14 protein-coding genes are annotated in these 12,247 nt (G+C 72.2%); 8 read left to right on the plus strand and 6 right to left on the minus strand.

The genetic code is table 11. From position 1 onward, the window contains the following. Positions 1–45 precede the first annotated feature (45 nt). Positions 46–516 (plus strand): SRPBCC family protein, encoded by a 471-nt coding sequence (locus OG885_RS06040; protein WP_405727159.1) that lies wholly within the window; start codon positions 46–48, stop codon positions 514–516. 3 nt (positions 517–519) lie between these two features. Here OG885_RS06040 and OG885_RS06045 read toward each other — a convergent pair whose 3' ends face one another. Further along, positions 520–1,653, minus strand: a complete 1,134-nt coding sequence (locus OG885_RS06045; RefSeq protein WP_405727162.1) for a PLP-dependent cysteine synthase family protein — start codon at positions 1,651–1,653, stop codon at positions 520–522. A 348-nt stretch (positions 1,654–2,001) separates the two neighbouring features. Between OG885_RS06045 and OG885_RS06050 the strand changes: the two genes are divergently transcribed. Together OG885_RS06050 and OG885_RS06055 are read left to right on the plus strand one after the other, a co-directional pair. Beyond that, the gene (locus OG885_RS06050) at positions 2,002–2,325 is read left to right on the plus strand and encodes a hypothetical protein (RefSeq protein WP_405727165.1); all 324 of its coding nucleotides are present in this window, start codon (positions 2,002–2,004) and stop codon (positions 2,323–2,325) included. Positions 2,326–2,513: 188 nt separating this feature from the next. Next, entirely contained in the window at positions 2,514–3,056 is a 543-nt protein-coding gene (locus OG885_RS06055; protein ID WP_405727168.1) for an ATP-binding protein, read from the plus strand. 162 nt (positions 3,057–3,218) lie between these two features. Here the strand turns inward: OG885_RS06055 and OG885_RS06060 are convergent, their stop codons facing one another. Genes OG885_RS06060 through OG885_RS06070 form a run of 3 tightly spaced genes read right to left on the minus strand, consistent with a single transcriptional unit; the run spans position 3,219 to position 6,831 of the window. Next, positions 3,219–5,780: an ABC transporter permease gene (locus OG885_RS06060; RefSeq protein ID WP_405727171.1), complete on the minus strand. Its 2,562-nt coding sequence runs from the start codon at positions 5,778–5,780 to the stop codon at positions 3,219–3,221. Next, a complete protein-coding gene (locus OG885_RS06065; protein ID WP_405727174.1) occupies positions 5,777–6,553 on the minus strand; it encodes an ABC transporter ATP-binding protein in 777 nt (258 codons plus the stop codon). The genes OG885_RS06060 and OG885_RS06065 overlap by 4 nt, the downstream gene beginning before the upstream one ends. Then, positions 6,550–6,831, minus strand: coding sequence for an SHOCT domain-containing protein (locus OG885_RS06070; RefSeq protein WP_387779452.1), 282 nt, complete (start codon positions 6,829–6,831; stop codon positions 6,550–6,552). Before OG885_RS06070 ends, OG885_RS06065 begins: the two co-directional genes overlap by 4 nt. Before the next feature lie 173 nt (positions 6,832–7,004). On the opposite strand from OG885_RS06070, the gene OG885_RS06075 reads away from it, so the two are divergent. Genes OG885_RS06075 through OG885_RS06090 form a run of 4 tightly spaced genes read left to right on the plus strand, consistent with a single transcriptional unit; the run spans position 7,005 to position 9,334 of the window. Further along, positions 7,005–7,577: a TetR/AcrR family transcriptional regulator gene (locus tag OG885_RS06075; protein ID WP_405727178.1), complete on the plus strand. Its 573-nt coding sequence runs from the start codon at positions 7,005–7,007 to the stop codon at positions 7,575–7,577. Positions 7,578–7,594: 17 nt separating this feature from the next. Beyond that, positions 7,595–8,179, plus strand: coding sequence for a DUF4865 family protein (locus tag OG885_RS06080; RefSeq protein WP_405727181.1), 585 nt, complete (start codon positions 7,595–7,597; stop codon positions 8,177–8,179). Continuing rightward, the gene (locus tag OG885_RS06085) at positions 8,176–9,087 is read left to right on the plus strand and encodes a phosphotriesterase (RefSeq protein WP_405727184.1); all 912 of its coding nucleotides are present in this window, start codon (positions 8,176–8,178) and stop codon (positions 9,085–9,087) included. Before OG885_RS06080 ends, OG885_RS06085 begins: the two co-directional genes overlap by 4 nt. Before the next feature lie 58 nt (positions 9,088–9,145). Then, on the plus strand, positions 9,146–9,334 hold the full coding sequence (locus OG885_RS06090) for a DUF1272 domain-containing protein (protein ID WP_405727187.1): 189 nt from the start codon (positions 9,146–9,148) through the stop codon (positions 9,332–9,334). On the opposite strand, the gene OG885_RS06095 is transcribed toward OG885_RS06090, so the two are convergent. Continuing rightward, positions 9,331–10,815 carry a ketol-acid reductoisomerase gene (locus tag OG885_RS06095; RefSeq protein ID WP_405727190.1) on the minus strand — a complete coding sequence of 495 codons (1,485 nt, stop codon included), beginning with the start codon at positions 10,813–10,815 and terminating at the stop codon, positions 9,331–9,333. The two genes, OG885_RS06090 and OG885_RS06095, sit on opposite strands and share 4 nt — an antisense overlap. A gap of 88 nt (positions 10,816–10,903) precedes the next feature. Here OG885_RS06095 and ilvY point away from each other — a divergent pair, with 88 nt between their 5' ends. Further along, entirely contained in the window at positions 10,904–11,755 is an 852-nt protein-coding gene (gene ilvY, locus OG885_RS06100; RefSeq protein WP_405742597.1) for an HTH-type transcriptional activator IlvY, read from the plus strand. Between the two features lie 3 nt (positions 11,756–11,758). Here the strand turns inward: ilvY and OG885_RS06105 are convergent, their stop codons facing one another. Further along, on the minus strand, positions 11,759–12,208 hold the full coding sequence (locus tag OG885_RS06105) for an RpiB/LacA/LacB family sugar-phosphate isomerase (RefSeq protein ID WP_405727193.1): 450 nt from the start codon (positions 12,206–12,208) through the stop codon (positions 11,759–11,761). Positions 12,209–12,247 lie beyond the last annotated feature (39 nt).

Consider the following 12,247-nt stretch of genomic DNA (forward strand, 5'->3'; position numbering starts at 1 on the left):
CAGCTACCGTGACACTCCCCGTCCGTCACGAGGAGGTTGTGCGTCATGGCGCACCAACTGCGCGAGGTGGGGCTCGACTTCGTCGAGTCGGCACCCGTACGGCTGGTCTTCGCACGGGAGATGTCCGCCTCTCCGGAGCAGGTCTTCCGGGCGCTCGCCGATGATGTGCCGGGGTGGGCCGAGTGGTTCGCCGCGGTGACGCTGGCCCGGCCCACCGGCGACGGCACCACCCGGGAGATACACCTCAAGGGCGGCGGACGTTTCCAGGAGACGATCATCGCGGCCAAGGAGCCGGAGGTGTACGCCTACCGCGTCGACGTCGGCAATGTGCCCGGCGTCCGGGCTCTCGTCGAGGAGTGGCGGCTCGCCCCCTCGGGCACCGGCACCCGTGTGCGCTGGACGTTCGCCACGGACGGCACGGCCGCCTACCGCCTGGCCGCGAAGCTCGCGGCCCCTGGGCTGGGACGCGCGTTCCGGGAGGCGGCCACCGCTCTGGACCGAAGGTTGACGGGGTAGACCTCAGCAGGGCCAGACGCCCGTCTCCAGCAGTGAGTCGATCGCCGTGCTGTACGGCGTGATGTCCAGGCCCTGTTCGGCCAGCCACGTGTCCGAGTAGTACTTGTCGAGGTAGCGGTCGCCCGGGTCGCACAGCAGGGTCACGACACTCCCCTGCCGTCCTTCGGCCACCATCTCGGCGACGATCTTCAGTGCGCTCCACAGCCCGGTCCCGGTCGAACCGCCCGCCTTGCGGCCGATGGCCCGCTCCAGGGCGCGTACGGCGGCGACGCTGGCCGCGTCCGGGACCTTCATCATCCGGTCGACGGCACCGGGCACGAAGCTCGGTTCCATGCGCGGTCGGCCGATGCCCTCGATGCGCGAGCCGCAGTCACAGGTGACGTCCGGATCGCCGGTGGTCCAGCCCTCGAAGAAACAGGAGTTCTCCGGGTCGGCAACACAGATGCGGGTGTCCCGCTGGGTGTAGTGGACGTAGCGGGCGATGGTCGCCGAGGTGCCGCCGGTGCCGGCCGTGGCGACGATCCACGCGGGCTCCGGGAACCGCTCCAACTCCAGTTGCCGGAAGACGGATTCGGCGATGTTGTTGTTGCCGCGCCAGTCCGTGGCCCGTTCCGCGTAGGTGAACTGGTCCATGTAGTGGCCGCCGGTGTCGACCGCGAGGCGGGCCGACTCCTCGTACATCTTGCGTGGGTCGTCCACGAAGTGGCACTGCCCGCCGTGGAACTCGATCAGTCGGATCTTCTCGGCGCTGGTCGTGCGCGGCATGACGGCGATGAAGGGGACGCCGATCAGCCCGGCGAAGTAGGCCTCGGAGACCGCCGTCGAGCCGCTGGACGCCTCGATCACCGGGCGGCCCGGCCGGATCCAGCCATTGCACAGGCCGTAGAGGAAGAGGGAGCGGGCCAGTCGGTGCTTGAGGCTGCCGGTGGGGTGGGTCGACTCGTCCTTCAGGTACAGGTCGATGCCCCACCGCTCCGGCAGCGGGAAGCGCAGGAGATGCGTGTCGGCCGAGCGGTTGGCGTCGGCCTGGACCTTGCGGACGGCCTCTTTCAGCCAGCCGCGGTACGCGGCGTCGCTGCGGTCGACGTCGAGGGTGTCGAGGGTCTCGCCCGTCCGGGTCTGCTGGGGAGTGCTCACAGCGGGTCTCCTAAGAGGTGGCGCCGACGGCGGGTCGCGCTGCCGACGCATCGATCATATGCACCTTCCGCACGCTTCTCACCTGCATAAACACACCTTTGAGCACCTCAAAGACCCCCCTTGGGGACGTGCTTCGCGGGGGCATGGGGGCGCATTCGGACGAGTGCTCCGGACGTTCGGACCGAGCCCGTCATGCGTACTGGTGCTCGACGCCGGGTGCGGGCAGACTTCACCGGACGGGACGCGGGTCCCGACGGGGGTGCACACTGGATCACACAGGCAGCCGGTTCAGGACCCACGCAGGATCGCGAGCCGGCCCGACGAGGGCGCACTAGGGGGCGGGGAGGCATGGCGGAACCGGAGTTCACGGCCACGGGCGTGCGGATCGGGAAGCGGCTGCGCTCCCTCACCCGGGCCGGTCAGGTGCGGATCAGCGGCGGCAGACTGGAACTGCTCACCAGCTACGGCAGCGAGATCGACAGCGCGCCGGTGCAGGCGGTGCGCGCCTCCAAGCCCTGGTTCGCCGCCGACGACAGGGCCCTCGCGGACCTCAACGGCAAGCGGTACCTGCTGACCCTCGGCGACCACGACCCCGCTCCGGGCGAGCCGGGGCCGCCGGCGGCACGCCGGTTCATCGAGGCGGTACGGAAGGCTGCCGGACGCACGAGGTGAGTCACCGCGAGTTGCGGTACCTCACCCCCTGAGTCACGCTGTTCACACGTCACTCTGGGTTTACCGGCGATAACGCTGCGAACCAGCCCGCCGGGCACGACGGCAGGCGGCCGTTTTCATGCAGGGCCCCTGTTGGATCGATCCGAACTCCGTGTTCTTCCGGACCTCTCAGTCGGGGAGTCGCAGCCGTGATCAGTAACCCAACCAGGCATTGCACGGTAGAGCTTCAGGCCCTGCCGTCGCGGATCGGCCAGGTCCGCAGAATCGTATCGGCGCAGTTGCGCTACTGGCATCTGGACCCGCTCATAGACCGCGCGGCGCTCGGTGTGACCGAGCTTTTGACCAACGTCCACCGCCATGCGCAGCCCGACAAGATGTGCACCGTGGAGATCGAGCTGCTGCTCGACCGGCTCACGGTCTCGGTGCACGACCACGACCCGCGTCTGCCGGCCGTGGACACCATGACGGACGACGACTCGCTCGCCACGTGTGGACGTGGGCTGGCGATGGTGGCCGCCGTCAGCGAGAGTTGGGGGGTGCGGGCCGAGGGGGACGAGGGCAAGGTCGTCTGGTTCGCGCTCTCCGCGCCCGCCGCCGTGGGCGCCGGTACTTCGCAGCCGCTTCGGCGGACCGGTGGGGAGAAGACCGAGCGGGTGTTCGCCGAACTCGAACACTCGGTCGATGGCCGCAGGGCCGCACATGCTCCCGCCCGGTCGGCCGTTGTCGGCTGACCGGGCGGTGACGCCTCTTTTGCGGGCACCTTTCTTGTGGGTGCCTTGCTTGCGGGTTGCCCTTCTTGTGGGTTGCCCTTCTTGTGGGTTGCCCTTCTTGTGGGTTGCCCTTCTTGTGGGTGCCTCTCTCGCGATGCGTGGTGATACGCCGGGGCCGCGCCCTCAGTCGGTGGCGATGGCCCGCAGGACGTTCAGGCGGGCCGCCCGCCTCGCCGGCCGCCGGCCGGCCAGGGCGCCCGCGGCGAGGCCCACCAGGGCGACCACGGCGAGCCGGCCCGGTGGGACGGCGAAGGCGAACGCGCTGTCGCTCGCGCCGTCGGAGGCCTTGACCAGGACCCATCCCAGGAAGGCGCCCAGGGCCAGGCCGCCCACCGTGCCGAAGGCCGCCACCAGGACCGACTCCCAGCGGACCATCGCCCGGAGTTGGGCCCGGGTCTGGCCCACCGCCCTCAGCAGGCCCAGTTCGCGGGTGCGCTCGTGGATCGCGAGGGTGAGGGTGTTGGCGATGCCGAGGAGTGCGATCAGCACCGCCAGGGCCAGCAGGGCGTAGACGAGGGTGAGCATCATGTCGATGCCTCCCGCCGAGGACCGCGCGTACTCGTCACGGGTCTGGACGCTCGGGTCGCCGTACCGGGCGGCCACCTTCGCCACCGCCGCCTTGCCGTCGGAGGTGCTCACGCCCTCCTTGAAGGCGACCGCCACCAGCGTGTCGGTGTCCTGGGTGCGATGCGGTTGCCAGGCGGCGCGGGTGATGACGTAGTCGCCCGCCAGTTCGGACCGGCCGTAGACGGCGCGGACCGTGAAGGTCTTCGACGTGCCGTCCGTGAAGGTGAGACGTGTCGTGTCGCCGGTCGTGAGGCCCTGCTTCTCGGCCTCCCCCGCGGTGACGGCGAGGCCGTCGGTGCCCAGGTCGCTCAGGGTGCCCTTGATGCTGCCCAGGTCGAAGGTGCGTCGCAGGGCGAGGGGGTCGGTGACGGTCAACGCCCGCCCCTTGCCGTCGACCTCGGCGACTCCGCGGCCGAGGCCGACCGCCGTGTCCACCTCGGGCAGCCGGGCCACGGCTCCCGCGAGGCGGGGACTCAGGCCGCTGCCGCCCGCGCCGTAACCGGGGGTGCTGATGGCCACGTCACCGGCGAAGGAACGGGAGACGGTCTGGTCCATCGTCGCCTTGAGGGAGGCCGCGAAGACCGTGAAGAGGGAGACGACGGCCACGCCGATCATCAGCGCGCTCGCCGTGGCCGCCGTGCGCTTGGGGCTGCGCAGGGCGTTGCGGCGCGCCAGGCCGCCCGTGACTCCGCGCAGCCGGTCGAGGGGGCTCCCCAGGACACGGACGGCTGTCGTGGCGGCGGTCGGGCCCAGGACGACGAACGCGGCGAGGGCGAGGACGGCGCCGGTGACCGCGAGCCAGAGCGAGGGGGTGAGCAGGACGCCGCTGATCGTCGTTCCCAGGGCCACGGCGGCCAGGCCCAGGCCGGTGACCGCCCGGGTGCGGGAGGCGCCGGAGGTGTCGACGGCCGTTTCGCGCAGGGCCGCCATCGGGGCGGTGCGGCCCGCCCGTACAGCGGGCATGAGCGCGGAGCCGAGACAGACCACGACACCCACGGCGAGCGGCAGCAGCATCGACAGTCCGCTCACCACCAAGTCGCCCTCGGGGAAGGGGAATCCGATCGCCGGGAACAGGGCCTGAAGGCCCGCGGCGACGCCCACCCCGCCCGCCAGGCCCGCCAGAGACGCGGTGACCGCGACGGCCGAGGCCTCCACCAGGGTCGACGCGGTGAGCTGGCGGCGGGACGCGCCCAGGGCACGCAACAGGGCGTTCTCGCGGGTGCGTTGGGCGACGACGATCGCGAAGGTGTTGTGGATGGAGAACGTGGCGACCAGGAGGGCCACGCCGGAGAAGACGAGCAGGAAGAGGGTGAAGACGGTCAGGAACTGGCTGGAGATCATCTCGGTGTTCTCCTCGGCCGACTCCTGGCCGGTGATGGCCTCGACTCCCTTGGGAAGCACGGAGGTCAGCCGGTCGACGAGCTGCTGCTGACCGACCCCGGGAGCGGCCCGGACCTGGAGGGTCGACGCCTCGCCCGGGCGGGCCGTCAGGTACTTCTCGGCGTCCGCCTGGGTCATGCCGGTGAAGGTCACCTGAGCCATGCCGTCCTCGCCGCCGAAGGTCGCGAGGCCGACGACGGTCACCTTCACGGGGTCGGGCGTGCGCAGGACGGTCGTGTCGCCGATGTGCAGGCCGCCCCGCTTGGCCGTGCCCCGGTCGATGACGACCTCGCCGGACCCGGCCGGGGCACGGCCCTCGGCGAGTCGGTAGGCGTTGAGCTCGGGGTCGGCGATCCAGTTGCCGGCGAGGGTGGGCGGGCCCTTGCCGCCGATGGGGTCGCCGTCGGCGCCGACGAGCTGCCCGGCGCCCTGGATGTTGGGAACCGCCGCGGCCACGCCGGGGACCTTCTCGACGGCGTTCACCAGGTCCACGGGGACCGGCTGCCGGACGCCCTGGCTCTCACCGGGGGTGGTGATGGCGTCGGCGCTGCGGATCACGGCGTCCGTGCCGCTCGCGGCGCGCCCGAACATCGTGTCGAAGCCGGCGCGCAGGGTGTCCCCCATGACGAGGGTTCCCGCCAGGAAGGCGACGCCGAGGAAGACGGCCAGGAAGGTTCCGGCGAAGCGCCGCTTGTGCGCACGCAGGGACGACACGCTCAGGCGTACGGCGGCGTTCATGACGGCACCTCCGAGACCGGCGAGGCGGTCCCCGTGTCGAAGGCCTTCATCCGGTCCAGGACCCGTTCCGCGGTCGGTGCGGTCATCCGGTCCACCAGGCGCCCGTCCGCGAGGAACACGACCTCGTCCGCGTGGGCGGCGGCCACGGGGTCGTGGGTGACCATGACGACCGTACGGGCCGTGTGGCGCACCGTGCGGCCGAGGAGGCCGAGGACCTCGCCGCCGGAGCGGGAGTCGAGGTTGCCGGTGGGCTCGTCGGCGAACACGACGTCCGGCCGCCCGGCGAACGCCCTTGCCACGGCGACGCGTTGCTGCTGGCCGCCGGAGAGCTCGGAGGGACGGTGGTGGAGCCGGTCACGGAGGCCGACGACGTCGATCAGGGCCTCGATCCACTCCTGGTCGCCGGTGCCGCCGGCCAGGTCGAGGGGAAGCGTGATGTTCTCCCGGACGGTCAGCGTCGGCACCAGGTTGAACGCCTGGAAGACGAAGCCGACCCGGTCGCGGCGCAGAAGGGTGAGCCGGCGGTCGTCCAGGGAACCCAGTTCGGTGTCACCGATGTACGCGGCGCCCGCGCTGAGCGTGTCGAGACCGGCCGCGCAGTGCATGAGGGTGGACTTGCCGGAGCCGGACGGCCCCATGATCGCGGTGAAGCGGCCGGCCGGGAAGGCGATGCTCACACCGTCCAGGGCGCGGACGGCGGTGTCGCCACCGCCGTACACCTTGACCGCGTCCACGACGCGTGCGGCGGTGCGCACCTCGGTCGTGACATTCATGCCGCACCGCCCTTGCCCGTCCGGCGGCCGAACTGCTCGTCCAGGACGGAGAGCCGGCGCCAGTACTCGTCCTCGTCGATCTCGCCGGAGGCGAAGCGGTGGCCGAGCACGGTGAGGGGCGAGTGGTCGTCGACGGCGAACCGGCGCGGACCGCCGCGGCCGCGCCACACCGTGCGGCGCAGGACGGTGACGGCGCCGACCACGACGGCGGCCCAGATCAGCGGGAAGAGAAGGATCCACGGGCCGGGCCCGCCGTCCCAGTGCGCCAGGGTCTGCATCTCGGGTCATCTCCCTTGTGAGGTGTTCCGGTGATGTCTCGAGAGTGGCTTCGGCCGGGGGTCCGAGTCGTCGTACAGCCAGCGGCAGTGCGGGTACCTCCCCGGGAGTACGCGAGGCGCGCGGGACTGCTTCCCCCGTTCCCGGACGCCTCTGGCCTTCTGTAACTACTAGTATGTACAGTAGGCTCATGAGCACCCCGGAGCGACTGATCGAGTCCACCCGCGAGCTGCTGTGGGAGCGTGGTTACGTCGGGACGAGCCCCAAGGCCATCCTGGAGCGCTCGGGCGCCGGGCAGGGCAGCATGTACCACCACTTCAAGGGCAAGCCCGATCTCGCGCTGGCCGCGATCCGGCGGACCGCCGAGGAGATGCGGGCCACCGCGGAGGAAGCACTGGGCGGGCCGGGGACACCGTACGAGCGCATCGAGGCGTATCTGCTGCGCGAGCGCGATGTGCTGCGCGGCTGCCCGATCGGCCGGCTGACCATGGATCCGGACGTCGTCGCGAGCGACGAGCTGCGCGCGCCGGTCGACGAGACCCTCGACTGGCTTCGGGAACGGATCGCCGGGATCGTCGAAGAGGGCAGGGAACAGGGGCAGTTCGGGCCCTCGCTGGACGGCGAGGCCATCGCGGCGACGGTCGTCGCCACCGTCCAGGGCGGTTACGTCCTGGCTCGCGCGTCCGGGTCGCCGGCCGCGTTCGACGCGGGCGTCAGAGGGCTGCTCTCGCTCCTCGCACCTCGATAGCCGGGAGGCATTTCCGCATGCACGCGATGCAGTACGAACTCACCCTGCCCGCCGCCTATGACATGGACGTCATCCGGGCTCGGGTCGCCGCCAAGGGACATCTGCTCGACCACTGGGACGGTCTTGGCCTGAAGGCCTATCTGATGCGGGAGCGCGGCGTGGACGCGTCCCCGGTGAACCAGTACGCGCCGTTCTACCTCTGGCACACCGTCGAGGGCATGAACTCCTTCCTCTGGGGCGGCGGTTTCCAGGGGGTGAGCGACGACTTCGGGCGGCCGTCGGTGCGGCAGTGGGCCGGTCTGGCGTACGAGGAGGGCGGCGCCGTCGGCTCCCCCGCGCGGGTTGCCGTGCGGCGGCGTCAACCCGTGCCGGAAGGCGTCGAGTTGGCGGAGGTCACCGTGGCCGCGGCGGACGAGGCGAAGCGGCTGGCGGACGGGGACGGGGCGCTGCTCGCGGCGGCCGTCGTCGACACCTCCCGTTGGGAGCTCGTCCACTTCTCACTGTGGGCGCACGACACGCCGAAGGCCGAGGGCGAGGTGTTCCAGGTGCTGCATCTGTCGGCGCCGGGCCTGGGTCTGCTGCCCCGGGGGCGGCAGTGGTGAGTACGGTCCGTACGGTGCTCGGTGATGTGGACCCCGGGGCGCTCGGGGTGTGGGACGCGCACGACCACCTGTTCTTCGGCAGTCCTCAACTCCCCGGCCAGGAACTGCGGGACGTGGCCGCGGCCCGCGCGGAGCTGGTCGCCTTTCGCGCCCAGGGTGGTGGCGCCGTGGTGCAGTGGACGCCGTACGGTCTGGGGCGGCGGGCCGCCGATCTGCCGCCGCTGGCGCGGGAGACGGGGGTGGCCGTCGTCGCCGCGACCGGACTGCATCAGGCCGTCCACTACGACGACCGTGTCCTCGCGGAGCTGCGCGGTGTCCGCCTCGCGCAGGTCTTCGTCGCCGAACTGACCGACGGCATCGGCACGTCGGGGGTGCGGGCCGGGCTGATCAAGGTCGCGGGCGGTTTCCACGCCCTCGACGCGCACGCGCGCTGGACGATGACGGCGGCGGCCGAGGCGCACCACGCGACGGGCGCGCCGATCGCGGTGCACCTGGAGTTGGGCACCGGTGCGCTGGACGTACTGGAGCTGCTGTGCGGCGAGTTGGGCGTGCCGCCGCACGGTGTGATCCTCGGGCACCTCAACCGCTCCCCCGACTCCGTGGCCCATCTCCAGGCGGCGGCCTCGGGGTGCTACCTCGCCTTCGACGGGCCGTCCCGGGCCCATCACGCCACGGACTGGCGGATGCCGGACGCGGTACGGGCCCTGGCGGAGGCGGGTCACGCCGACCGGCTGCTGCTGGGCGGCGACACCACGACGGCCGCGGCCCGCTCGGTGAACGGCGGCCCGGGGATGCCGTATCTGCTGCGGCGGGTGGGGCCCCGGCTGGCGGCGGCCGTCGGTGCGGAGGTGGTGGAGCGCATGCTCACGGTGAATCCGGCCCGCGCCTTCGCCGTCGACCGGCGGTGAGCGATCATGACGGTCGAGGAAATGATCACGACCGTCGACGATCCGCGAGGAGACGACCATGGCGCTGGAGATGCGCGACCGCTGTGAGCGCTGCGAGACGGCTGAGCTGCCGACCGATGCCGCCGCCCGCATCTGCACCTACGAGTGCACCTTCTGCGTGGCGTGCAGCGAGGCCATGCACGGCATCTGCCCGAACTGCGGCGGCGAACTCGTCCCGAGGCCCCGCCGCGCCCGAACGGAGGCCTAGCCAGGGACGGCGATGTCCACCGAGGGCCTCAGCTTCGCCGCCGCGGCCAGGGCCTCGTGGGCGGGGTGGGTGTCGAAGGCCCTCAACAGGGCGGTGTCCGCCGGGTGTTCGGCGGCCGGGTAGGCGATCTGTTCGTACGCGGCCTGGAAGCGTGGGCCCCAGCGGCGGGCGCCGAGGCGGGCCGTGCGGGAGCAGTTGTCGACCATGTGGGCCACGTCGCGGGCGTGCATGTAGGGCAGCAGGGAGTCGACCGCCTCGATGACGGACTCGTTGACGATCTCGGACCAGGGGTGGCCGCGGTCGACGAACTCGTCGATCTGGGCCGTCATCGTGGCGACGAACACCCCGGCCGTGAACGGGTCGACGGGGAGGTCGCGAGCACCGCGGCGGGCGTGCGCCGCGTCGGCGGACCGCCACATCGGTGAGCCGCCGATCTCGCTCATCGGGCGGGTGCCGAGGCGTCGTTCGGCGAGGATGACGCTGCGCAGTTCGGTGCCGTCGGCGACCTCGTCGTAGATCTCCGCGACGATCTCGCGGGCGGGGCCGTACGTCGCCGTGTACGCGCGGTCGAAGACGTCCCGGGCGGGGCCGTCGAGGCCCTCGCGGACCGCCCTCAGGCCGGCCCGGGAGATGGTGCGGGCGATCGGACCCGTCATGTTCTCGCAGGAGCGTTCGTACGCCGTCACCGCGTCGTCCCCGGCCAGGCGGTAGCGCGTGTACAGGCTCTCGACGATGCCGTGGACGGCGCCGAGGAGGATGGCGCGCTCGCCGACGATGTCCGAGCGGTACTCGCTGTCGAGGGTGGTGCGGAAGGTGTACGGCGAGCCGAGCGCGACCGACCAGCCGAGCGCGAGGTCGGCGGCCCGGCCGTCCGGGTCGGCGTGGACGGCGTAACTGCTGTTGATCCCGGCGCCGTTGATCTCCGCGCCCTGCTGGTACAGCCGGCGCACGGAGTCGCCCATGCCCTTGGGGCAGACGGCGATCACCGGGTGCCCGGGCGGGAAGTCGCCGCCCCTCTCGCGGAGGTGGCCGAGGAGGAAGCCGTGCGAGAGGCCGATGGCGGCGCCCGGCTTCAGGGCGGCGAAGATCTCGGTGTGGTGGACGGCCAGGGCCGCGTCCGCGATCAGCAGGATCGCCAGGTCGCTGTCGGCGGCGACGGCGAGCCAGTCGCCGAGGGTGCCGTCCTCCTCGGTGAAGCCGTGGGCGCGGGCATCGGCGGCCGAGGCCGATCCTGGACGCAGTCCGACGGCCACCGTGATGTCGGTGCCGGCGAGGGAGTCGCGCAGGTTGAGGGCCTGGGCGCGGCCCTGCGGGCCCCAGCCGAGGACGCCGATGCGGCGCACCCCGGCGAACGCCCGCGGCAGCAGCGGGAAGAGGTGGCGGCCGCCGCGCAGGATGGTCTCCGTGCCGCCGGGCACGTCCATCGTCTCCAGGGGGAAGACACGGGAGGTGGGGGTGGGGGGGTACGTGGTCGAGGTCATGGGTGAGTTGTAGGCTCGCGGCGAGCGTTGCGGCAAGCGCAACTTGCGCAGCGCACTGTTGCGGTAGATGAAAGATGCAGGTGAGCGGGTGCGGGACGATCATCGGGAGCTGCGTCTTTTTCTGCACCTGGCGCAGTCGCTGAACTTCGGGCGGACCAGCCTCGACTGCCATGTCAGTCCGGCGACGCTGACGCGGACCGTGCAGCGGCTGGAGGCGGACCTGGGGCACCGGCTGTTCGACCGGGGGCCGCGCGGGGTGTCGCTGACGGCCGAGGGACATCGGTTCCGTGAATACGCCGTCCAGGCACTGGAGTTGTGGCGCTCCTACCGCGAGGAGCATCCCGATCCGGCCGAACTCACCGGCCGGCTCGCCGTGTTCGCCACGGTGACGGCCTGCCAGGCGCTGCTGCCCGACCTGCTGGCCCCGTTCCGCGCCGCGCACCCCCAGGTCCGCCTCGATCTGCGGACCGGCGACGCGGCGGCGGCGCTGGCCCGGCTGGACGAGGGCGAGGTGGACGTGGCGGTGGCGGGCATCCCGGCGCGGCTGCCGGAGGCGTTGGTGGGGCGGACCGTCGCGGTGACCGAGCTGGTCCCGGTCACGGCCCGGGACCGCCCCGACCCCGGCCTCGAAGGCCCTTTCGTCCTCCCCCAGCGTGGCCTCGTGCGGGACGCCGCCGACCGCTGGTTCCGCGCCCGCGGCACCACGCCCGAGGTGGTCTGTGAACCGGATGGCCACGAAGGGCTGTTGACGCTGGTCGCCCTCGGCTGCGGTACGGGGGTGGTGCCACGGCTGGTGCTGGAGCACAGTGCGGTGCGCGAGCGGCTGGCGGTGGTCCCGGCCGATCCGCCGCCCGAGCCGTTCCCGATCGGGTTGTGCGTCCGCCGGGCCGACCTGCGCAGGCCGCTGGTGGCGGCGCTGTGGAGTCTCACGGCTCCCTGAAGGTCACCGGCCCTCGGTGTCCAGCCGCCCGACGCGCTCCACGTTCTGCCGGTCCTCCGCGTCCTCGCTGGCCTCGGCGGCGAACCAGGCGTCCAGGATCTCCTTCATCAGGGGCTCGGAGGTCAGGCGCAGGCTGAGGGCGAGGACGTTGGCGTCGTTCCAGCGGCGGGCGCCGTCCGCGGTGTAGGCGTCGGTGCACAGGGCGGCCCGGATGCCGGGGACCTTGTTCGCGGCGATGGAGGCGCCCGTGCCGGTCCAGCAGCACACGACCGCCTGCTCGGCCGCCCCGGCGGCGACGTCCCGGGCCGCCGCCTCCGAGCAGACGGCCCACTGGGGGTCCGCGCCGGGTTCGAGGGCCCCGTGGGCGGTCACCTCGTGACCGCGGGTGCGCAGCTCGGCGACGAGGGCGCGGGCGACGGGTTCGTCCATGTCGGAGGAGACGGAGATCCGCATGCCCGCGAGCCTACGCTCCGGTCGACGGCCGGGGTCCCG

It is taken from the genome of Streptomyces sp. NBC_00028, assembly GCF_045041065.1.
Classification (GTDB): Bacteria; Actinomycetota; Actinomycetes; order Streptomycetales; family Streptomycetaceae; genus Streptomyces.